Genomic DNA, 22,181 nt, shown 5'->3' on the forward strand with positions numbered 1-22,181 from the left:
AGCAAGGTCAGGCTGGTGAACAAGGTACGCGGCTGGATCCGTTGCTTCATTTAACGGTGCTTGCCGGGTAGAAGGCCGTCGCCAGCTGCTGCAAGGTTGCCGGCAGGCGCGGGCCGAGGCCGCCGACCAGCAGGGTCGGGTCGAGGGCGACCAGGCGCTTGTCACGCACCGCGCGTGAGGCCGCCAGGGCCGGGTTTTCCTTGAGCAGCGCCTGCAAGGCCTGTTCGCCGGTCAAGGCGCGATCGGAGAACACCAGCACATCCGGGTCCAGCGCCGCCAGCGCCTCGTTGGAGAAGTTCTTGTACCCCTGGTGTTCGGCCAGGTTGCGTGCCCCGGCCTGGCGCAGCACCCAGTCACCGGCAGTGCCCTGCCCGGCGATCAGCGGCTTGGCGCCGGCATGGCCGACCAGCAGCAGCACGCCCGGTGCCTGGTGCGTGGCCTGGGCCTGCTTGACCTGCGCCTGCAGCGCTTCAAGCTGCTGGCGATAGCCCGCCGCCAACTGCGCGGCCTTGTCCTCGGCACCGAGCAGGCTGCCCAGGTGCTTGAGGTTTTCATCCACCGCCGCCAGCTCGGCCTGGCTGGAAAACAGCTCGACCCGCACCCCGGCCTTGCGGATCTGCGCCAGCACCGGCGGTGGGCCCATTTCCTCGGTACCCACCAGCACATCCGGGCGCAGGCTGAGGATGCCCTCGGCCGACAGCTGCCGCTGGTAGCCGATGCTCGGCAACGTCTTCAGCGACTCGGGATGTTGACTGGTGGTGTCGACGCCGACCAGGCGCGGCTCGCCGCCCAGGGCACTGATCCATTCGCTCAGCGCCCCACCGGCACTGACCCAACGTTGTGGCAGGTCGGCGGCCAGGGCCGGGGCGGAGGCAACGAGGGCTGTGCACAGGGCAAGCCAGGCAGCGGGACGGCGCATCGTGGGATTTCCTTCTGAAGGCGACCGCGCGCCTTGTGGCGGGCGGCGGAACTGCGCACCATGGGCGGCCGGCGCAGCGAATGCGGGCAATTTGATAATTATTCGCATTGGTGCGTCAAGCCATCACTTTGTTTCACGAGTCGTCCCTGCCATGCATTTGCTTTGTGCTTCAAACGCCCTGGCCGAGGGCCAGAGCCGCGCCTTCAGCGTAGACGGCATCGCCCTGTTCGGCGTGCGTCGCCAAGGCCAGGTGTACCTGTACCGCAACCGCTGCCCGCACCGCGGCATCCCGCTGAACTGGGCGGAGGACGCCTTTCTCGACGACAGCGCCAGCCTGATCCACTGCGCCCATCATGGCGCGCTGTTCCTGATCGACAGTGGCGAATGCGTGGCCGGCCCGTGCGAGGGCGAGGTACTGGAGGCCCTGGACTGCCTGGAAGACTGCCAGGGCATCTGGCTCAAGGGTTGAGCAGCACCGGCAGCGGGCGGTCGATCACGATATGCGCAGCATCCAGGCGCACCGCATAGGCCAGCACCTCCACCCCGTCCGCCACGGCGGCGCGCAGGGCCTTGGCGTAGACGGGGTCGATCTCCTCGGCGGGGCGCACGGCCTCGATGCCGGTGAGGTTCACACAGTACAGTTGCACCGCCCGGATACCTTGCCGAGCCAGGGTCGCCAGTTCTCGCAGGTGCTTGGCGCCGCGCTGGGTCACGGCATCGGGGAAGGCTGCCACGGCGGTGTCCGGGTACCCCAGGGTCACGCTCTTGACCTCGACATAGGCCGGCCCGTCAGCGAACTCCAGGCGAAAGTCCACCCGGCTGCCTTCCTCGCCGTAGGCCACTTCGCGCTTGAGCGCGGTGAAACCGGCCAGTTCACCGATCACTCCGGCACGCAGCGCCTCTTCGACCAATGCATTGGCCCGCCCGGTGTTGATGCAGGCCAGGCGCCCCTGGGGCGTTTCGCTGATCTCCCAGGTGCCAGGCAGCTTGCGCTTGGGGTCGTTGGAGCGGCTGAACCAGACCTGCCCGCCTTCGCGCATGCAATTGAGCATGGAGCCGGTGTTGGGGCAGTGAATGGTCAGCTGTTCGCCATTGGCCAGTTCGATGTCGGCCAGGAAACGCTTGTAGCGGCGCAGCAGGCGCCCCTGTTCGAGTACCGGAAAGATCATCGTTGCCCCTGCCAGCTGCGCAGCCCGCGGGCAATCCGCTGCACTGCCTCTTCCAGGCGCGGCAGGCTCTGGGTGTAGGCGAAGCGCACGTGGTGGCCCGCCAGGTGGCGGCCGAAGTCCAGGCCCGGGGTGAACGCCAGGTGCTCGGTTTCCAGGAAGTACCGGCAGAAGGCGAAGGCATCGCCGCCAAAGGCGCTGATGTCGGCGTACAGGTAGAACGCGCCCTGGGGCTCCACGGCAATGCCGAAGCCCAGCTCGCGCAGGGCCGGCAGCAGGTAGTCGCGGCGGCGGGCGAATTCGCCGCGGCGTTCCTCGAAAATCGCCAGGGTTTCTGGCTGGAAGCACGCCAGTGCGGCGTGCTGGGCCATGCTCGGGGCGCTGATGTAGAGGTTCTGCGCCAGCTTCTCCAGGTCGGCCACCGCATTGGGTGGTGCCACCAGCCAGCCGAGCCGCCAGCCGGTCATGCCGAAATACTTGGAAAAACTATTCAGGACGAACGCCGAGTCATCCACCTCCAGCACGCTGGGCGCGTCCATGCCGTAGGTCAGGCCGTGGTAGATCTCGTCCACCACCAGGTGACCGTGGCGCTCATGGGTGGCCTGCGCCAGGCTGGCCAGCTCGTCACGCCCCAGCACGGTACCGGTCGGGTTGGCCGGCGAGGCGACCAGTGCGCCGACGGTGTCCTTGTCCCAGTAGCGCTCGACCAGGTCGGCGGTCAGCTGGTAGTTGACCTCCGGCCCCACCGGCACCAGCTGCGCGCCGCCTTCGACCAGGCGCAGGAAGTGGCGGTTGCAGGGGTACCCTGGGTCGGCCAGCAACCAGTGCTTGCCCGGGTCGACCAGCAGGCTGCTGGCCAGCAGCAGCGCGCCCGAGCCGCCGGGGGTGATGAGGATGCGCTCAGGGTCGACCGTCAGGCCGTAGCGTTGGCCATAGAAACCGGCGATGGCTTCACGCAGCGCCGGCAGGCCACGGGCGGCGGTGTAACGGGTGTGCCCGGCGGCCAGCGCGGCCTGGCCGGCAGCGACGATGGGCGCTGCGGTGGTGAAGTCCGGCTCGCCGATCTCCAGGTGGATCACGTCGTGCCCGGCAGCCTGCAGCTCGTTGGCCCGCGCCAGCAGCGCCATGACATGGAAGGGTTCGATGGCGCGGCTGCGCGCGCTGTAGGGGTGGGCCATGACCTTCTCTCAATAGCGTCTAGACTGTTGATTCTACCTGCGCACGGCATCGAACGTGCGCGGCGCACCGCTGTCAACACCTAGGATCGGGCGGGGTAGCGCACCCCCGATCTATCTGGTAAGTTCGGCGGCTCGCAGTCGCAGGGCCGGCGGGTGCCGGAGATGGAGCATCCTGCGCATTGGATCAGATGAGTGAGAGGCGGTCTATTCATGTCCACCGTAGAAAAGCAAAAAACCGGTCAGACCATGTACGGTGTCGAGCCCTATAAAGAGACCAAGGGCGAAGAGTACATGGGTGAGCCCATGCGCAAACACTTCACCAAGCTTCTGAATGCCTGGAAAGGCGAGCTGATGGTCAGTGTGGACCGTACCGTCGACCATATGAAGGACGAAGCAGCCAACTTCCCCGACCCGGCCGACCGTGCCAGCCAGGAAGAAGAATTCGCCCTCGAGCTGCGCAACCGCGACCGCGAGCGCAAGCTGATCAAGAAGATCGACAAGACCCTGCAGAAGATCCAGGACCAGGATTACGGCTGGTGCGATTCCTGCGGCATCGAGATCGGTCTGCGCCGTCTGGAAGCCCGCCCTACCGCCGACCTGTGCTTCGACTGCAAGGAAATCTCGGAGAAAAAGGAAAAGACCGTCGGCAAAGGCTGACTCTTCTTCCATCCGAACGGGGCGCTTCTTGCGCCCCGTTTCATTTTTATGCCCGGCAACGCCATGAAAGACTCCCGCTACATCGGACGCTTCGCCCCCACCCCCAGCGGTTTCCTGCACTTCGGCTCGCTGGTCGCTGCCCTCGCCTCCTGGCTCGATGCCCGCGCCGTCGATGGCCGCTGGTTGCTGCGCATGGAAGACACCGACCCGCCGCGGGAAATGCCCGGCGCTCGCGACGCGATCCTGCAAACCCTGGAACGATACGGGCTGGAGTGGGATGGCGAGGTGGTGTTCCAGAGCCAGCGCCACGACGCCTATGCCGCCGTGGTCGAGCGCCTGTTCAGCATGGGCCTGGCCTACGCCTGCACCTGCTCGCGCAAACAGCTCGAAGGCTACGACGGCATCTACCCAGGCTTTTGTCGTAATGCCGGGCATGCCCGCGAAGGCGCGGCGATCCGCCTGCGGGTGCCGGAGCTGATCTACCGCTTCACTGACCGGGTTCAAGGGGAATTCCAGCAGCACCTGGGGCGTGAGGTGGGGGACTTCGTGATCCAGCGCCGGGACGGGCTGTATGCCTATCAACTGGCCGTGGTGCTGGACGATGCCTGGCAAGGCATCACCGACATCGTGCGCGGCGCCGACCTGCTCGACAACACCCCGCGCCAGCTGTACCTGCAGGAATTGCTGGGCTTTTCCCAACCGCGCTACCTGCATATCCCGCTGATCGTGCAGCCGGACGGGCACAAGCTGGGCAAGTCGTACCGTTCGCCGCCCTTGCAGGCGGAGCATGCGACGCCGCTGTTGCTGCGCGCGTTGCGGGCCTTGGGGCAGGAAACCGACCCGCAGTTGCTGCTGGCGACGCCGGCCGAGGTGCTGGCGGTGGCGCGCACGCAGTGGCGGCCAGAGAATATTGCGCAACGGGCTACGGTGCCCGAGGCTGACCTGCGCTGAAACAGGATCGGCCCTTTCGCGGGTAAACCCGCTCCCACAGGGACCGCGGATTGCAGGGTTCCTGTTTTACCCGCGAAAGGGCCCCACAGGAAACCACCTCTCAAATTCAAAAGCCCAGCAAATTCAAACCCTTGGCGAACCCCACCGATTCCCGCTAGCATCCCCCCCGCCATTTGCGCCAATAATAAGTCCAAGCCCGCAGCGCCCAACCATCGAGGCCAGCATGTACATCTATCGTTTGGTCCTGCTTCTGGTCGTGGGGATCTACCTGTTCTCCCCGGCCATCATGGACTGGTGGATCGAGCCGACCGGAGCCTGGTACCGACCCTACCTGCTCTGGCTGATCCTGATCGTCGTCACCTTCATCCTGCAGAGCCAACGAGATGCCGATGAGCTTTAGCCTGACCCAGATGATCCTGATCAGCGCCGGGTACCTGATGGTGCTGTTCGGCGTGGCCTGGATCAGCGAACGCGGGCTGATCCCGCGCGCCGTCATCCGCCACCCGCTGACCTACACCCTGTCGCTGGGCGTCTATGCCAGCGCCTGGGCCTTCTATGGCTCGGTGGGGCTGGCCTACCAGTACGGCTACGGCTTCCTCGCCTGCTACCTGGGGGTGTCCGGCGCCTTCCTGCTGGCCCCGGTGCTGCTGTATCCGATCCTGAAGATCACCCGCACCTACCAGCTGTCGTCGCTGGCCGACCTGCTGGCGTTCCGCTTTCGCAGCACCTGGGCCGGCGCGCTGACCACCATCATCATGCTGATCGGCGTGCTGCCGCTGCTGGCCCTGCAGATCCAGGCAGTGGCCGACTCGATCAGCATCCTCACCGGCGAACCGGTGAAGGCGCGGGTGGCGTTCGCCTTCTGCACCCTGATCATCCTGTTCACCATCTTCTTCGGCTCGCGCCATATCGCCACCCGCGAGAAGCACGAAGGCCTGGTGTTCGCCATTGCCTTCGAGTCGGTGATCAAGCTGCTGGCCCTGGGCGGCATCGGCCTCTACGCGCTGTACGGCGTATTCGGCGGCCCCCACGAGCTGGAAGTGTGGCTGCTGCAGAACCAGACCGCCCTGGCGGCGCTGCACACGCCGCTGCAGGAAGGCCCCTGGCGCACCCTGCTGCTGGTGTTCTTCGCCTCGGCGATCGTCATGCCGCACATGTACCACATGGCCTTCACCGAGAACCTCAACCCGCGCTCGCTGGTCAGCGCCAGCTGGGGCCTGCCGTTGTTCCTGCTGCTGATGAGCCTGGCCGTGCCGCTGGTGCTGTGGGCCGGCCTGCGCCTGGGCGCCAGCACCAACCCCGAGTACTTCACCCTCGGGCTCGGCATCGCCGCCAACAGCCAGGCGCTGACACTGCTGGCCTACGTCGGCGGGCTTGCCTCCGCCAGCGGGCTGATCATCGTCACTACCCTGGCGTTGTCCGGCATGGCCCTCAACCACCTGGTGCTGCCGCTGTACCAGCCGCCGGCCGAGGGCAACATCTACCGCTGGCTGAAATGGACGCGCCGGGCGCTGATCGTCGCCATCATCACCGCCGGCTTCATGTTCTACCTGACCCAGAACAATCACCAGAGCCTGGCCAACCTGGGCATCGTCGCCTTCGTCGCGACCCTGCAGTTCCTGCCAGGGGTGTTGTCGGTGCTGTACTGGCCGACCGCCAACCGCCGCGGCTTCATCGCCGGCCTGCTGGCCGGCACCCTGGTGTGGCTGGTGACCATGCTGCTGCCGCTGCTGGGCAACCTGCAGGGCTTCTACATCCCGCTGCTGGACATGATCTATGTGCTCGACGACACCAGCTGGCACATGGCGGCGATCGCCTCGCTGGCGGCCAACGTCCTGCTGTTCACCCTGATCTCGCTGTTCACCAACGCCAGCAGCGAGGAGGTCAGCGCCGCCGAAGCCTGCGCCGTGGACAACGTGCGCCGCCCTCAGCGCCGCGAGCTGCACGCCGCCTCGCCCCAGGAGTTCGCCACGCAACTGGCCAAGCCCCTGGGCGCCAAGGCCGCGCAGAAGGAAGTCGAGCAGGCCCTGCGCGACCTCTACCTGCCGTTCGACGAGCGTCGTCCCTACGCCTTGCGCCGCCTGCGCGACCGCATCGAGGCCAACCTTTCGGGCCTGATGGGGCCGAGCGTGGCCCAGGACATGGTCGAAACCTTCCTGCCGTACAAGTCCGGTAACGAGAACTACGTCACCGAGGACATCCACTTCATCGAAAGCCGCCTGGAAGACTACCACTCGCGCCTGACCGGCCTTGCCGCCGAGCTCGATGCCCTGCGCCGCTACCATCGCCAGACCCTGCAGGAGCTGCCCATGGGCGTCTGCTCGCTGGCCAAGGACCAGGAGATCCTGATGTGGAACAAGGCCATGGAAGAGCTGACCGGCATCGCCGCCAAGCACGTGGTCGGTTCACGCCTGGTGACCATCGGCGAACCCTGGCGCGGGCTGCTGCAGGGCTTCATCAACGTGCCCGACGAGCACCTGCACAAGCAGCGCCTGGCGCTGGACGGCCAGCCGCGCTGGTTGAACCTGCACAAGGCGGCCATCGACGAACCACTGGCACCGGGCAACAGCGGCCTGGTCCTGCTGGTCGAGGACCTCACCGAAACCCAGGCCCTGGAAGACAAGCTGGTGCACTCCGAGCGGCTGGCCAGCATCGGCCGCCTCGCCGCCGGCGTGGCCCACGAGATCGGCAACCCGATCACCGGCATCGCCTGCCTGGCGCAGAACCTGCGCGAAGAACGCGAAGGCGACGGCGAGATCATCGAACTGTCGAGCCAGATCCTCGAACAGACCAAGCGCGTGTCGCGCATCGTCCAGTCGTTGATGAGCTTCGCCCACGCCGGCGGCAGCCACCAGAACAGCGAGGAGCCGGTGTGCCTGGCCGAAGTGGCGCAGGACGCCATCGGCCTGCTGGCGTTGAACCGGCGCAACTTCGAAGTGCAGTTCTTCAACCTCTGCGACCCGGATCACTGGGTCGAAGGGGACCCGCAGCGCCTGGCCCAGGTGCTGATCAACCTGCTCTCCAACGCCCGCGATGCATCCAAGCCCGGCAGCGCCGTGCGGGTGCGCAGCGAAGTCAGCGAGCACATGGTCGACCTGATCGTCGAGGACGAGGGCAGCGGGATCCCGAAAAACATCATGGACCGCCTGTTCGAACCCTTCTTCACCACCAAGGACCCGGGCGAGGGAACCGGACTGGGGCTCGCTCTGGTCTATTCCATCGTGGAAGAGCATTATGGGCAAATCACCATCGACAGCCCGGCCGACATCGAACGGCAACGTGGCACCCGGATCCGCGTGACCCTGCCCCGGCATGTCGTAGCGACGTCCCCTGAAATTCGAGACCGTCGAGAGAATTGAATCAATGCCGCACATTCTGATCGTCGAAGACGAAACCATCATCCGCTCGGCCTTGCGTCGCCTGCTCGAGCGGAACCAGTACCAGGTCAGCGAAGCCGGCTCGGTGCAGGAAGCCCAGGAACGCTTCAGCATTGCCACCTTCGACCTGATCGTCAGCGACCTGCGCCTGCCGGGCGCCCCGGGTACCGAACTGATCAAGCTCGGCCAGGGCACCCCGGTGCTGATCATGACCAGCTACGCCAGCCTGCGCTCGGCGGTGGACTCGATGAAAATGGGCGCGGTGGACTACATCGCCAAGCCCTTCGACCACGACGAAATGCTCCAGGCCGTGGCACGTATCCTGCGGGACCGGCAGAACGCCCCGGCAGCCGCGCCAGCCCCGGCCGCCGAACCGCGCAGCAACGGCAAGGCCGCAACTGCCGACAAAGGCAGCGCCGCCGCCAACGGCGAAATCGGCATCATCGGCTCGTGCCCGCCGATGCAGGACATGTACAGCAAGATCCGCAAGGTCGCGCCCACCGACTCCAACGTGCTGATCCAGGGCGAATCCGGTACCGGCAAGGAACTGGTCGCCCGCGCCCTGCACAACCTGTCGCGCCGGGCCAAGGCGCCGATGATTTCGGTGAACTGCGCGGCCATTCCGGAAACCCTGATCGAATCGGAACTGTTCGGCCACGAGAAAGGCGCGTTCACCGGCGCCAGCGCTGGTCGTGCCGGCCTGGTGGAAGCCGCCGACGGCGGCACGCTGTTCCTCGACGAAATCGGGGAACTGCCGCTCGAGGCCCAGGCCCGCCTACTGCGCGTGCTGCAGGAAGGCGAGATCCGCCGGGTCGGCTCGGTGCAATCGCAAAAGGTCGACGTGCGCCTGATTGCCGCGACCCACCGCGACCTGAAGAACCTGGCCAAGGCCGGGCAGTTCCGTGAAGACCTTTATTACCGCCTGCACGTGATCGCCCTGAAGCTGCCCGCCCTGCGCGAACGCGGCAGTGACGTCAACGAAATCGCCAAGGCCTTCCTCGCCCGCCAGAGCGCCCGCATCGGCCGCGACGACCTGCACTTCTCGGCCGAGGCCGAGCAGGCCATTCGTCACTACAGCTGGCCGGGTAACGTGCGTGAGCTGGAGAACGCCGTGGAGCGCGCGGTAATCCTTAGCGAGAGCGCGGAAATCTCCGCCGACATGCTGGGCATCGACATCGAGCTGAGCGACCTTGAAGAAGACGACATCCTCGACAGCGCCCTGGCCGCCAGTGCCAGTGCCAACAACGCCAGCCACGAGCCGACCGAGGACCTGTCGCTGGAGGACTACTTCCAGCACTTCGTGCTCGAGCATCAGGACCACATGACCGAGACCGAGCTGGCACGCAAGCTCGGCGTCAGCCGCAAGTGCCTGTGGGAACGGCGCCAGCGTCTGGGCATCCCGCGGCGCAAGAGCAATGCGACCAGCGATAATTGAGTTCGCTGCGGTATTTTTGTCGCCTGTGAGACCGAGCGCCGCCCGCGCGGCGCTCGATCTCCCAGGCGCTGAACACCTCAAGGCGAACACCCGGTAACACATCAGCTTCCGCACAAATCTGTTACCCAACCTTTCTGCCGTAACAGTCCCCGAGGCGTACGGTAACGAAAAATCTACATTTTCAGCCCACCGCCAACCGCAAAAAACTCTCAAACCCTTGATTTCATTGGGTTTCGAAAAGTTGGCACGGCACCTGCTATATATTTGGTACAAGAACAATAACAAGCACTGCAACTCAGAATAAGAACAAGACGAAACGGCTCACGCACAATAAAAACAAGACGGCGGAGGCGCAGCTAACTGATTCTTTTGGAGAGGATGCGTGTTTGGGGCTTGCCCCACGACCAGGCAGAGAACAACAAAAACTGCACTTAAAAGCAGCGCCTGAACTGGTTGGATCGATTGATCAACGTGACATCAGCGGCCAAAGCAATCCGTTTGCTCTTAACCCCTGGATTAGGGGTCGTCCACAAGCTTCGAGATTTGTGGACAGGGCACTCAACAAAAACAAGAAGCCCAGCAAAAAAACAATAAGAGCACGCAACGACTTCTTGGGGAGCTTAGGCTCCCCTTGTCGTTTCTCCCCTTCCAGCAGCCAGTCCTGCCAACGCCTACACCATTCCCTGAGTAAATGCTAGAATCCCCGCCCATCATGCGGCCATTCTCCTATTCTTGGCCGAACATTCCTTCAAACAGTGCATCCCATGCTGAAGAAGCTGTTCCAGTCTTTCCGCCCTCCCGTACCGGGCCAGCACCACCGGCGCACCACGCCTGAGGTGATCAACAAGAGCCAACACTCGCTGCAGCGCCACCAGTTCAGCCGCCACGCGGTGAACATCGTCGAGCGCCTGCAGAGTGCGGGCTACCAGGCATACCTGGTCGGTGGCTGCGTCCGCGACCTGATGCTGGGCATCACGCCCAAGGACTTCGACGTCGCCACCAGTGCCACGCCCGAGCAGGTCCGTGCCGAGTTCCGCAACGCACGCATCATTGGCCGGCGCTTCAAGCTGGTCCACGTGCATTTCGGCCGTGACATCATCGAGGTCGCCACCTTCCGCGCACACCACTCGGAAGATGACCAGGGTGATACCCACCGCTCGTCGCACAATGCCAGTGGCCGCATCCTGCGTGACAACGTATACGGCACCCTGGAAGAAGACGCGCAGCGCCGCGACTTCACCATCAATGCCCTGTACTACGACCCGGTCAGCGAGCGCATCCTCGATTACGCCAATGGCGTGCACGACGTGCGCAATCGCCTGCTGCGGCTGATCGGCGACCCGACCCACCGCTACCAGGAAGACCCGGTGCGCATGCTGCGCGCGGTGCGTTTCGCCGCCAAGCTGGACTTCGGCATCGAGAAGCACACCTTCCAGCCGATCCGCAAGCTGGCGCCGATGCTGCGCGAGATCCCGCCGGCGCGCCTGTTCGAGGAATGCCTCAAGCTGTTCCTCTCTGGCCAGGGTGCCATGGCCTTCGAGATGCTGGTCGACCTGGAGTTGTTCGAGCCGCTGTTCCCTGCCAGTGCCCACGCCCTGGACGAGCGCCCGACCTACACCCACACGCTGATCAGCCAGGCGCTGAACAACACCGACCTGCGCGTCAAGCAGGGCAAGCCGGTGACCCCGGCCTTCCTGTTCGCCGCCCTGCTCTGGCCGGCCCTGCCTGGGCGCGTGCTGCACCTGCAGAACCAGGGTGTACCACCGATCCCGGCCATGAATGGCGCGGCCCACGACCTGATCGCCGAGCAATGCGCGCGCATCGCCATTCCGAAGCGTTTCACCCTGCCGATCCGCGAAATCTGGGACATGCAGGAACGCCTGCCACGGCGCAGCGGCAAACGTGCCGACCTGCTGCTGGACAACCCGCGTTTCCGTGCCGGTTACGATTTCCTGCTGCTGCGTGAAAGCGCCGGCGAGGAAACCGACGACCTCGGCCAGTGGTGGACCGATTACCAGGACGCCAACGACAGCGAACGCCGGGAGATGATCCGTGAACTCGGCAGCCGTGACGAAGGCAGCGGTGCCGGCCCGCGCAAACGCAAGCGCAGCGGTGGCAAGCGCAAACGCAGCGGCGGTGACGAGGCGTTCGAGTGACCACGCGCGCCTTCATTGGCCTGGGCAGCAATCTGGACGCCCCCGCAGCACAACTGCGCAGCGCCTTGCAGGCGCTCGACCAGATTGCCCAGTGCCGCCTGGCGGGCGCTTCGGCGCTGTACACCAGTGATTCGCTGCTGCCTGGCCAGCCGCGCTACACCAATGCGGTGGCGGCGCTCGACACCACCCTGGCGCCGCTGGACCTGCTCGACGCGCTGCAGGCCATCGAGAACGACCAGGGCCGCGTGCGCAGCGAGCGCTGGGGCCCGCGCACCCTGGACCTGGATATCCTGCTGTTCGGCGACCAGGTCATCGACGTGCCGCGCCTGCAAGTGCCGCACTACCACATGCACGCCCGCCCCTTCGTGCTGTACCCCCTGGCCGAGCTGGTGGCGGACGACTTCCACCTGGCCGACGGCCGCGCCCTCGCCCAACTGCTCGAAGCCTGCCCGTTCGTCGGCCTGGAACGCCTGTAATCCGGGCGTTCCAGCGGGCGGTAACGCCAGTAACACCCTGTTAGTAACAATGCGGTAACAGGGTCATTGACTTCACCCACCTCGCTCACGACTATAGGCGTCCCGTGTGGCACCAAAGTGCCGCACACCCGTATTTAGGCCCGGACGGACCTGTGCCCGAACATCACGCGCGATGATGTGCCGCTCCGGAAGATGACTACACGCGTTGTTCTGCAGTCGTTTTTCACAGCGCCTGAACGAGGATTTTCCTACATGCCTGAAGTAACCCTGACCACCCTGCACGGCCTCAAGGCCAAGGGTGAAAAGATCACCATGCTGACCTGCTACGACGCAACCTTCGCCAAGGCCGCCAGCCAGGCCGGCGTCGACGTGTTGCTGGTGGGCGACTCCCTGGGGATGGTCCTGCAGGGCCATGACAGCACCCTGCCCGTCAGCACCGCCGAGATGGCCTACCACACCGCCTGCGTCAAACGCGGCAACGACGGCGCGCTGATTCTCGCCGACCTGCCGTTCATGGCCCATGCCACGCCCGAGCAGGCCTTCGCCAACTGCGCCACGCTGATGCAGGCCGGCGCCCACATGATCAAGCTCGAAGGCGCCGCCTGGCTGGCCGAGACCATCCGCCTGCTGGCAGAACGTGGCGTGCCGGTGTGCGCGCACATGGGCCTGACCCCGCAGACCGTCAACGTGCTCGGCGGCTACAAGGTCCAGGGCCGCCAGGAGGCCCAGGCGCGGCAGATGCGCGCCGACGCCATCGCCCTGGAGCAGGCCGGCGCGGCCATGCTGCTGCTCGAATGCGTGCCCAGCGAGCTGGCCGCGGAAATCACCCAGGCGGTGGGCATTCCGGTGATCGGCATCGGCGCCGGTAGCGCCACCGACGGCCAGGTACTGGTGCTGCACGACATGCTTGGCCTGTCGCTGAGCGGCCGGGTACCGAAGTTCGTGAAGAATTTCATGGCCGGCCAGCCGGACATCCAGAGCGCCCTGGTCGCCTACGTCAAGGCGGTCAAGGACGTCAGCTTCCCCGGCATTGAACACGGATTCAGCGCATGAACACAGTCAAGACCGTCCGCGAACTGCGCGCCGCCGTCGCCCGTGCACGCGGCGAAGGCAAGCGCATCGCCTTCGTGCCGACCATGGGCAACCTGCACAGCGGCCATGCCGCGCTGGTGACCAAGGCTGCCCAGCGCGCCGATTTCGTGGTCGCCAGCATCTTCGTCAACCCGCTGCAATTCGGCGCCAACGAAGACCTCGACAAGTATCCGCGGACCCTGGCCGCCGACCAGCAGCGCCTGCTCGACGCCGGTTGCCACCTGCTGTTCGCGCCGACCGTCGACGAAATGTACCCCGATGGCATGAGCGTGCAGACCCGCGTCAGCGTGCCCAGCCTGTCCGAGGGCCTGTGCGGCGCCAGCCGTCCCGGTCATTTCGAGGGCGTGGCGACGGTGGTCAGCAAGCTGTTCAACATGGTCCAGCCCGACCTGGCGGTGTTTGGCGAAAAGGACTACCAGCAACTGGCGGTGATCCGTGCCATGGTGCGCGACCTCAACATGCCGATCCAGATCATCGGCGAGCCTACCGTACGCGCCGAGGATGGTCTGGCGCTTTCGTCGCGCAATGGCTACCTGACGCCGGAGCAACGCGCCACGGCGCCGGTGGTGTATCGCACCTTGCAGCAGATCGGTAACGCCATCGCGCGTGGCCAGGTGGACTTCGCGAGCCTGATCGAGGAAGGCAAGGCAGCGTTGATCGCAGCCGGCCTGCGCCCGGATTACCTGGAAGTGCGCCATGCCGTGAACCTGCGACCGGCGGCGTTCGGAGATCGCGATCTGGTCGTGCTGGTGGCGGCCTACCTGGGTAACACTCGCCTGATCGACAACCTCTATCTGCATCTGGACGAGAAGACCGCGTAACGGCCGGGGGGCTGCGTTGCAGCCCCTTCAAAATCCCCTCGCCCTACCCATTCCCTGCACGCGGCCTTTGCCTATAATGGTGGCCAGCCTGAACCCAGCAATGACTGCCCGGTCCAAGGCACATCACGCAGCCTTCATCGCTGCGCTACCGCAAGGAACTCCGCGCAATGGCGTATTACCGCACCCCCCACGATGTTACGGCCCTGCCCGCCTGGCAAGCCCTGCAAGAGCACCGCGACGCCATGCAAGGCTTCAGCATGCGCGAAGCCTTTGCCGCCGACGCCAAGCGCTTCGAACAGTTCTCCCTGAGCAGCTGCGGGCTGTTTCTCGACTACTCGAAAAACCTGATCACCGACGAAACCCGCAACCTGCTGGTGAACCTGGCCGAACAGGTCGGCCTGCAGGACGCGATCAAGTCGATGTTCGACGGCGAGATCATCAACGCCTCGGAAGGCCGCCCGGTGTTGCACACCGCCCTGCGCCGCCCGGTAGGCGACAAGTTGAGCGTCAATGGCGTCAACGTGATGCCGGAAGTGCACAAGGTGCTCAACCAGATCACCGAGCTAGTCGGTCGCATCCATGACGGCCTGTGGCGCGGCTACAGCGAAAAGCCGATCACCGACGTGGTCAACATCGGCATCGGTGGCTCGTTCCTTGGCCCCGAGCTGGTCTCCGAAGCCCTGCTGCCTTACGCCCAGCGCGGTGTGCGTTGCCACTACCTGGCGAACATCGACGGCAGCGAGTTCCACGAGCTGGCGGCCAACCTGCGCGCCGAAACCACCCTGTTCATCGTCTCGTCGAAATCGTTCAACACCCTCGAGACCCTGAAGAACGCCATGGCCGCGCGCACCTGGTACCTGGCCCAGGGCGGCTCGGAAGCCGAGCTGTACCGCCACTTCATCGCGGTGTCGAGCAACAAGGCAGCCGCCGTGGCCTTCGGCATCCGTGAAGAGAACATCTTCCCGATGTGGGACTGGGTCGGCGGGCGCTACTCGCTGTGGTCGGCCATCGGCCTGCCGATTGCCCTGGCCATCGGCACCGCCAACTTCAAGGAGCTGCTGTCCGGTGCCTACACCATGGACCAGCACTTCCAGACCGCGCCATTCGACAAGAACATGCCGGTGCTGCTGGCCCTGCTGGGCGTGTGGTACGGCAACTTCTGGGGCGCCAGCAGCCACGCGATCCTGCCGTACGATCACTACCTGCGCAACATCACCAAGCACCTGCAGCAGCTGGACATGGAGTCCAACGGCAAGAGCGTGCTGCAGGACGGCACCCCGGTGAAGATCGATACCGGCCCGGTGATCTGGGGTGGCGTCGGCTGCAACGGCCAGCACGCCTATCACCAGCTGCTGCACCAGGGCACCCAGCTGATTCCGGCCGACTTCATCGTGCCGGTGGTGAGCTTCAACCCGGTCGCCGACCATCACCAGTGGCTGTACGCCAACTGCCTGTCGCAGAGCCAGGCGCTGATGCTCGGCAAGACCCGCGCGGAAGCCGAGGCCGAACTGCGCCAGAAGGGCCTGAACGAAGCCGACATCGAGAAGCTCGCGCCGCACAAGGTGATCCCGGGCAACCGCCCGAGCAACACCCTGGTGGTCGAGCGCATCAGCCCGCGCCGCCTGGGCGCGCTGGTGGCGATGTACGAGCACAAGGTATTCGTGCAGAGCGTGATCTGGGGCATCAACGCCTTCGACCAATGGGGCGTGGAGCTGGGCAAGGAGCTGGGCAAGGGCGTCTACCAGCGCCTGGTCGGCAGCCTGGAAGACAGCGCCGAGGATGGCTCCACCCAAGGCCTGATCAACTACTTCCGCGGCCGTCACCGCGGATGATGTAAAGCATTCACTGGGATCTTCGCGGGCAAGCCCGCTCCCACAGGTAACGCACGAGGCTTGAAGTCTGTGCGGTCCCTGTAGGAGCGGGTTTACCCGCGAAGAGGCCGGCACAGGCGGAACACTCCCCCCAGCTACACTGTCCATCGAATAGCCGCTGCTGTCCCTCGCCCCTCACAAGAGCAGGACCACCCGCCATGTTCGATCTCAAGCAGTTTCCCCAGGCCCTGGCCGTCAGCCAGTCCGCCGCCCTCGACGCCGACGACTATCGCCGCCTCTACCGCCAGTCGGTCGACGACCCCGACACCTTCTGGGCCGAACAGGCCAAGCGCCTGGACTGGATCAAGCCCTGGTCGAGCGTGCAGCAATGCGACCTGAAGACCGGCAGCGCACGCTGGTTCGACGGCGCCCAGCTGAACGTCAGCTACAACTGCATCGACCGCCACCTGGCCGAGCGTGGCGAGCAGACCGCCCTGCTCTGGGAAGGCGACGACCCCAACGACGCCAAGGCCATCAGCTACCGCGAACTGCACCGCCAGGTCTGCCGCCTGGCCAACGCCCTGAAAGCGCGCGGGGTGAAGAAAGGTGACCGGGTGTGCATCTACATGCCGATGATCCCGGAGGCGGCCTACGCCATGCTCGCCTGCACGCGCATCGGTGCCATCCATTCGGTGGTGTTCGGCGGTTTTTCCCCGGACGCCCTGCGCGACCGCATCCTCGATGCCGACTGCCGCACGCTGATCACGGCAGATGAAGGGGTGCGCGGTGGCAAGCGCATCCCGCTCAAGCACAACGTCGACAAGGCCCTGGCCAGCTGCCCGGACGTCAGCAGCGTGTTCGTGGTATACCGCACCGGCGGAGAGGTTACCTGGAGCGAGGGCCGCGACCTCTGGTATCACGAAGCGACCGAGCAGGCCGCCGACGATTGCCCGCCCGAACCCATGGACGCCGAAGCGCCCCTGTTCATCCTCTACACCTCCGGAAGCACCGGCAAGCCCAAGGGCGTGCTGCACACCACCGGCGGCTACCTGCTGCAGGCGGCGATGACCTTCAAGGTGGTGTTCGACTACCGCGACGGCGAGGTGTTCTGGTGTACCGCGGACGTCGGCTGGGTCACCGGCCACAGCTACATCGTCTATGGCCCGCTGGCCAACGGCGCGATTTCGCTGATGTTCGAGGGCGTGCCCAACTACCCGGACACCTCGCGCTTCTGGCAGGTGGTCGACAAGCACCAGGTGAACATCTTCTACACCGCCCCGACCGCCCTGCGCGCACTCATGCGTGAAGGTGCCGGCCCCCTGCAGAACACCTCGCGCAAGAGCCTGCGCCTGCTCGGCAGCGTCGGCGAGCCGATCAACCCCGAGGCCTGGGAGTGGTATTTCGAGCAGGTCGGGCAGAAGCGCTGCCCCATCGTCGATACCTGGTGGCAGACCGAGACCGGCGGCATCATGCTCACCCCGCTGCCTGGCACCCAGCGGCTCAAGCCCGGCTGCGCCACCCAGCCGATGTTCGGCGTGCAGCCGGTGCTGCTGGACGAAAAGGGCAAGGTGATCGAGGGCCCGGGCGCTGGCCTGCTGGCGATCAAGGCCAGCTGGCCAGGGCAGATCCGCAGTGTCCATGGCGACCACCAGCGCATGATCGACACCTATTTCAAACCGATGCCCGGTTACTACTTCACCGGTGACGGCGCGCGCCGCGATGCCGATGGCGATTACTGGATCACCGGCCGCGTCGACGACGTGATCAATGTCTCCGGCCACCGCATCGGCACCGCCGAAGTGGAAAGCGCGCTGGTGCTGCACGACAGCGTCGCCGAAGCGGCTGTGGTCGGCTACCCGCACGACCTCAAGGGCCAGGGCGTGTATGCCTTCGTCACGCCCATGAACGGCGTGACGCCCGACGATGGGCTGAAGGCCGAACTGCTGGCGCTGGTCAGCAAGGAGATCGGCAGCTTCGCCAAACCCGAGCTGATCCAGTGGGCCCCGGCCTTGCCCAAGACCCGCTCGGGCAAGATCATGCGGCGTATACTGCGCAAGATCGCCTGCAACGAGCTGGACAACCTGGGCGATACCTCGACCCTGGCCGACCCGAGTGTGGTTCAGGGCCTGATCGACCAACGCCTCAATCAGTAACGGCGGCCACGCCCCATGGCCGCCCTCAATCGCAGGACGCCATGGAAGCCCTACGTCGCCGCATCGAAACCCAGGTCATGAGCCTCACCGGGCTGGCCCTCGGCCAGCTCGACCTGGAATCGCCCAAGGGCGACCCCGGCCTGTTCGGCCCGCACAGCATCAGCTGGCGGGTGCACGGCGACTTTCCGAGCATGCTGGTCGGCGGCATCGGCGCGTTGCTGTTGCAACTGCTGCACCCACTGGCCCTGGCCGGGGTATGGGACCACTCCAACTTTCGCGAAGACCTGCTCGGCCGCCTGCGTCGTACCAGCCAGTTCATTTCCGGCACCACCTTCGGCTCGTCCCGCGACGCCGAATGGCTGCTCGAGAAAGTGCGCACCATCCACCTGCAGGTGACCGGCACCGCGCCCGATGGCCGCCCGTATGCCGCCAGCGATCCCGACCTGCTGACCTGGGTGCACGTGGCCGAAGTCAGCAGCTTCCTGGCCGCCCACCAGCGCTACCGCAACCCGCAGATGAGCGTTGCCGACCAGGACGCCTACTACGCCGAAATCGCCCTGATCGCAGAACGCTTGGGGGCCCGGGACGTTCCGCGCTCCTGCCAACAGGTCGAGGCCTATCTGCAACGCATGCGCGCCCAACTGCAATGCAGCGCGCGCAGCCTGGAAGTGGTCGGCGTCCTGCTCGCCGCGCCGGCCCCCAGCCGGCTCGCCGAACCGGTCGGCAAGCTGATGCTCAAGGCCGGCATCGACCTGCTGCCGGACTGGGCGCAGGCCCAGCTCGGCCTGCAGCAGGGGCCGCTGCAACGGCAGCTGGTGCGCCTTGGCCTGAAGAGCACCGCGCCACTGCTGCGATGGGCCATGCGCGATGGTTCGGCGCACCGGGCCAGACGCCGCATGGGCATTGACTGAGGGCAAATGGTCGCCCCGGCGGAACCGATTTAACGTGCCATACTCCAAGCATTCCTGCTTAGACAGACGAAGCGACACATGTACAAAGGATTGACTCGCGCCCTCGGCGCCTTGCTCGCCCTGGTGGCCCTCTACAGCTTGCTCGGCTTCCTCATTCTCCCGGGTGTCGCCCTGCGAATCGCCAACCAGCAACTGGCCCAGTACAGCACCGTGCCGGCGCACCTGCAGCGCATCGAGCTCAACCCGTTCAGCCTCGAGCTGACCCTCTGGGGCCTGCAGCTGGGTGAACCCGGCAAGGAACAGCTCGGCTTCGAACGCCTGTATGCCAACCTGGCGCTCGATAGCCTGTGGAGCGGCGCCCTGCACCTGCAAGCCGTGGTGCTCGACAAGCCGCGCAACGAGGTGCTGTTCGCCAAGGACGGCACGCTCAACCTGACCCAACTGTTCAAGCTCCCACCCAGCGAACCCAAGCCCGACGAGCCGGCGGGCAAACCCTTCCCGCTGCGCATCGGCAGCATCAAGCTCAACGGCGGTTACCTGCATTTCCAGGACCTGCGCCCGAGCGAGCCGATCGAGTTCCTCTACGACGACATGAACCTGGAGCTGAAGAACCTCAGCACCCTGCCCGACGACAACGCCGACATGACCCTGGTGGCGCTCGGCCCCAACGGCGGGCGCATCGACTGGAACGGTACGCTGAGCCTCGCCCCCGTCGCCTCGCAAGGAACGCTGAAGGTTACCGACGGCAAGATGAAGCTGTTCTGGCCCTATGTACGCGATGCCCTGCCGCTGGTGCTGGAAGACGGCATGCTCAGCCTCGATACCCATTACACGCTCAACCTGTCCAAGCAAACCGAGCTGCTGCTGGACAACACCTCGATCAAGGTTGCGCCGTTCAACATCAAGGCACCGGATGGCCGGCCACTGGCGCGCCTGGCAAGCCTGGAAGTGAGTGAAACCTCCATCGACCTGGCCAGGCAACTGGTCACCGTGGGCAAGATACGCAGCGAAAAACTGGAGACCTGGGCCGCCCTGGAAAAAGACGGCCAGCTCGACTGGCAGAAGCTGTTCGCCGAGCAGCCGGCCAAGGCAACAACCCAGCAGAAGGCCGAGCCGGCGGCCGCCGAACCGACACCTGAGGAGAAGGCCGCCAAGGCCCCCGGCAAACCCTGGCAGGTGCTGCTCAAGGACGTTCAACTGCGCAATTACCAGGTGCACCTGGCCGATCGCAGCCAGCAAGAACCCGTGGCGCTGGACGTCGGCCCACTGAACCTGGACCTGCAAGGTTTCGACAGCCTCAACCAGTCGCCTTTCACCCTCAAGCTCGACACCGGCATCGGCAAGCAGGGCAAGCTGCAGGCCGCCGGCGTCGTCAACCTGGCGCCGATCACCGCCAAACTCGAGGTCAGCACGCGCGACATCGACCTGCGCCTGGCCCAGGCCTACCTCAGCCCGTTCATCCGCCTGGAACTGCGCAGCGGCATGCTGGCCAGCGACCTCAAGGTCGACCTCAAGCAGGTCGAGCCACTGGCCTTCAGCGTCACCGGCAAGGCCCAGGTCAACCAGCTGCACACCCTCGACACCATCAAGAACCGCGACTTCGTGAAGTGGCAGCAGGTGAACGTGGACGGGCTGTCCTATGTCCATGGCGATGCCCTGTCGATCGACAAGGTCACCCTGCTGCAACCGTACGCGCGCTTCATCATCAACGAAGACCGCACCACCAACGTCGATGACCTGCTGATTCCGCAACCGGCCGGTGGCGCCGCTTCGGCCCCGGAAAAAAAGAGCAGCACCCCCGCCGGCAAGCCGCTGGGCATCCGCATCGGCCGGATCGACATCAACGACGGCTCGGCCAACTTCGCCGACCTGACCCTGACGCCCAACTTCGCCACCGCCGTCCAGCAGCTCAATGGCCAGATCGGCACCATCGACAACCGCAAGCCGGCACCGGCCAAGGTCGACGTCAAGGGCAAGGTCGACCGCTATGCGCCGGTCACTATCAAGGGCGCGTTGAACCCGTTCAACCCGCTGGCCAGCCTCGACATTGCCACCAGCTTCAAGCGCGTCGAGCTGACCACGCTGACGCCCTACTCCGGCAAGTTCGCCGGTTACCGCATCCGCAAGGGCCGGCTCAACCTCGACCTGCATTACCTGATCACCAACGGCCAGCTGAAAGCTGAAAACAAGGTGCTGGTCGAGCAATTGCAACTGGGTGAGAAAGTCGACAGCCCGGATGCCGTCGACCTGCCGATCCGCCTGGCGGTGGCCCTGCTCAAGGACACCGAAGGCCGGATTTCCATCGAGCTGCCGGTGTCCGGCGACCTCAACAACCCGCAGTTCAGCGTGATGCCGATCGTCTGGCAGACCCTGCGCAACCTGGTGCTGCGGGCCGCTCAGGCACCGTTCAAGTTCATCGGCGGGCTGATTGCCGGCGGCGGCTCGGAAGACCTCGGCAGCGTCGCCTTCGCCCCGGGCTCCAGCGAGCTGGGCGGTGATGCCCAATCGGCCCTGGACAAGCTCGCCGCGGCGCTCAAGGAACGCCCGGAGCTGCGCCTGGAGATCGAGGGTACCGCCGCGCAGAGCAGTGACGGCCCGTTGATCGCCCAGCAGCGCCTGGAACGTGAATATCAGGCGACCTGGTACAAGATCCTGCAACGGCGCGGTGACAAGGTCCCGGCCAATGCCTCGATGCTGGTGGTCGACGACAGCGACAAGCCGGCGATGCTCGAAGGCATCTACCGCACCCGCCTGAAGCAACAGCCGCCGGCCGAATGGGAGCAGCTTGGCCGCGACGAGCGCAGCGGCAAGCTGCGTGAGGCGGTGATCAAGTCCTGGGCCGAGAGCGCGCCGCTGTTGCGTACCCTGGGCCAGGAGCGGGCCAGCAGCATCAAGGATTACCTGGTCGACAAGGGCAAGCTGGAAGATGACCGGGTGTACTTCATCGACACCACGCTGGGGCAGGCCCAGAGCGATGGGCGGGTGATCACCCCGATGCATCTGGATGCCGAGTGACTTCGGTTTGCAGGCCTGGCCTCTTCGCGGCTAAAGCCGCTCCCACAGGTTGCGCATGAGAAC

At 65.4% G+C, this 22,181-nt stretch carries 17 protein-coding genes; 14 read left to right on the forward strand and 3 right to left on the reverse strand.

Translation table 11 applies throughout. The annotated features are described in order from the left end of the window. Positions 1 to 46: 46 nt before the first annotated feature. Positions 47 to 919 (reverse strand): hemin ABC transporter substrate-binding protein, encoded by an 873-nt coding sequence (locus ACIP21_RS18255; RefSeq protein ID WP_400690275.1) that lies wholly within the window; start codon positions 917 to 919, stop codon positions 47 to 49. A 151-nt stretch (positions 920 to 1,070) separates the two neighbouring features. Here ACIP21_RS18255 and ACIP21_RS18260 point away from each other — a divergent pair, with 151 nt between their 5' ends. Then, on the forward strand, positions 1,071 to 1,388 hold the full coding sequence (locus ACIP21_RS18260; protein WP_400690278.1) for a Rieske (2Fe-2S) protein: 318 nt from the start codon (positions 1,071 to 1,073) through the stop codon (positions 1,386 to 1,388). On the opposite strand, the gene sfsA is transcribed toward ACIP21_RS18260, so the two are convergent. Together sfsA and ACIP21_RS18270 are read right to left on the reverse strand one after the other, a co-directional pair. After that, positions 1,378 to 2,088: a DNA/RNA nuclease SfsA gene (gene sfsA / locus ACIP21_RS18265; protein WP_400690281.1), complete on the reverse strand. Its 711-nt coding sequence runs from the start codon at positions 2,086 to 2,088 to the stop codon at positions 1,378 to 1,380. The genes ACIP21_RS18260 and sfsA overlap by 11 nt on opposite strands. Continuing rightward, positions 2,085 to 3,263, reverse strand: a complete 1,179-nt coding sequence (locus tag ACIP21_RS18270) for a pyridoxal phosphate-dependent aminotransferase (RefSeq protein ID WP_400690284.1) — start codon at positions 3,261 to 3,263, stop codon at positions 2,085 to 2,087. Before ACIP21_RS18270 ends, sfsA begins: the two co-directional genes overlap by 4 nt. Positions 3,264 to 3,473: 210 nt before the next feature. On the opposite strand from ACIP21_RS18270, the gene dksA reads away from it, so the two are divergent. From dksA to ACIP21_RS18335, 13 genes are all read left to right on the forward strand, one after another. Next, positions 3,474 to 3,920: an RNA polymerase-binding protein DksA gene (gene dksA, locus ACIP21_RS18275; protein ID WP_103448934.1), complete on the forward strand. Its 447-nt coding sequence runs from the start codon at positions 3,474 to 3,476 to the stop codon at positions 3,918 to 3,920. A 63-nt stretch (positions 3,921 to 3,983) separates the two neighbouring features. Continuing rightward, entirely contained in the window at positions 3,984 to 4,871 is an 888-nt protein-coding gene (gene gluQRS / locus ACIP21_RS18280; RefSeq protein WP_400690286.1) for a tRNA glutamyl-Q(34) synthetase GluQRS, read from the forward strand. A gap of 223 nt (positions 4,872 to 5,094) precedes the next feature. Next, on the forward strand, positions 5,095 to 5,271 hold the full coding sequence (locus ACIP21_RS18285) for a hypothetical protein (protein ID WP_003250005.1): 177 nt from the start codon (positions 5,095 to 5,097) through the stop codon (positions 5,269 to 5,271). Then, complete coding sequence (locus tag ACIP21_RS18290; protein ID WP_400690288.1) at positions 5,255 to 8,230, forward strand: sensor histidine kinase; 2,976 nt, start codon at positions 5,255 to 5,257, stop codon at positions 8,228 to 8,230. The genes ACIP21_RS18285 and ACIP21_RS18290 overlap by 17 nt, the downstream gene beginning before the upstream one ends. Before the next feature lie 4 nt (positions 8,231 to 8,234). Beyond that, positions 8,235 to 9,683 carry a sigma-54-dependent transcriptional regulator gene (locus ACIP21_RS18295; protein ID WP_400690290.1) on the forward strand — a complete coding sequence of 483 codons (1,449 nt, stop codon included), beginning with the start codon at positions 8,235 to 8,237 and terminating at the stop codon, positions 9,681 to 9,683. A 764-nt stretch (positions 9,684 to 10,447) separates the two neighbouring features. Continuing rightward, positions 10,448 to 11,839 (forward strand): polynucleotide adenylyltransferase PcnB, encoded by a 1,392-nt coding sequence (locus tag ACIP21_RS18300; RefSeq protein WP_400690293.1) that lies wholly within the window; start codon positions 10,448 to 10,450, stop codon positions 11,837 to 11,839. After that, positions 11,836 to 12,315 carry a 2-amino-4-hydroxy-6-hydroxymethyldihydropteridine diphosphokinase gene (folK, locus tag ACIP21_RS18305; protein ID WP_400690296.1) on the forward strand — a complete coding sequence of 160 codons (480 nt, stop codon included), beginning with the start codon at positions 11,836 to 11,838 and terminating at the stop codon, positions 12,313 to 12,315. The genes ACIP21_RS18300 and folK overlap by 4 nt, the downstream gene beginning before the upstream one ends. Positions 12,316 to 12,567: 252 nt before the next feature. Then, entirely contained in the window at positions 12,568 to 13,368 is an 801-nt protein-coding gene (panB, locus tag ACIP21_RS18310) for a 3-methyl-2-oxobutanoate hydroxymethyltransferase (protein WP_400690298.1), read from the forward strand. After that, positions 13,365 to 14,228 carry a pantoate--beta-alanine ligase gene (gene panC / locus ACIP21_RS18315; protein ID WP_400690301.1) on the forward strand — a complete coding sequence of 288 codons (864 nt, stop codon included), beginning with the start codon at positions 13,365 to 13,367 and terminating at the stop codon, positions 14,226 to 14,228. The genes panB and panC overlap by 4 nt, the downstream gene beginning before the upstream one ends. A gap of 167 nt (positions 14,229 to 14,395) precedes the next feature. After that, complete coding sequence (gene pgi / locus ACIP21_RS18320; RefSeq protein ID WP_400690304.1) at positions 14,396 to 16,060, forward strand: glucose-6-phosphate isomerase; 1,665 nt, start codon at positions 14,396 to 14,398, stop codon at positions 16,058 to 16,060. A gap of 197 nt (positions 16,061 to 16,257) precedes the next feature. After that, the gene (gene acs / locus ACIP21_RS18325) at positions 16,258 to 18,192 is read left to right on the forward strand and encodes an acetate--CoA ligase (RefSeq protein ID WP_400690306.1); all 1,935 of its coding nucleotides are present in this window, start codon (positions 16,258 to 16,260) and stop codon (positions 18,190 to 18,192) included. Between the two features lie 41 nt (positions 18,193 to 18,233). Next, entirely contained in the window at positions 18,234 to 19,103 is an 870-nt protein-coding gene (locus ACIP21_RS18330; RefSeq protein ID WP_400690308.1) for an oxygenase MpaB family protein, read from the forward strand. Positions 19,104 to 19,181: 78 nt separating this feature from the next. Then, complete coding sequence (locus tag ACIP21_RS18335; protein ID WP_400690311.1) at positions 19,182 to 22,118, forward strand: DUF748 domain-containing protein; 2,937 nt, start codon at positions 19,182 to 19,184, stop codon at positions 22,116 to 22,118. The last annotated feature ends 63 nt before the right edge of the window (positions 22,119 to 22,181 follow it).

The sequence above is a fragment of the Pseudomonas sp. NPDC089401 genome (genome assembly GCF_044749485.1).
In the GTDB taxonomy this organism is placed as follows: domain Bacteria; phylum Pseudomonadota; class Gammaproteobacteria; order Pseudomonadales; family Pseudomonadaceae; genus Aquipseudomonas.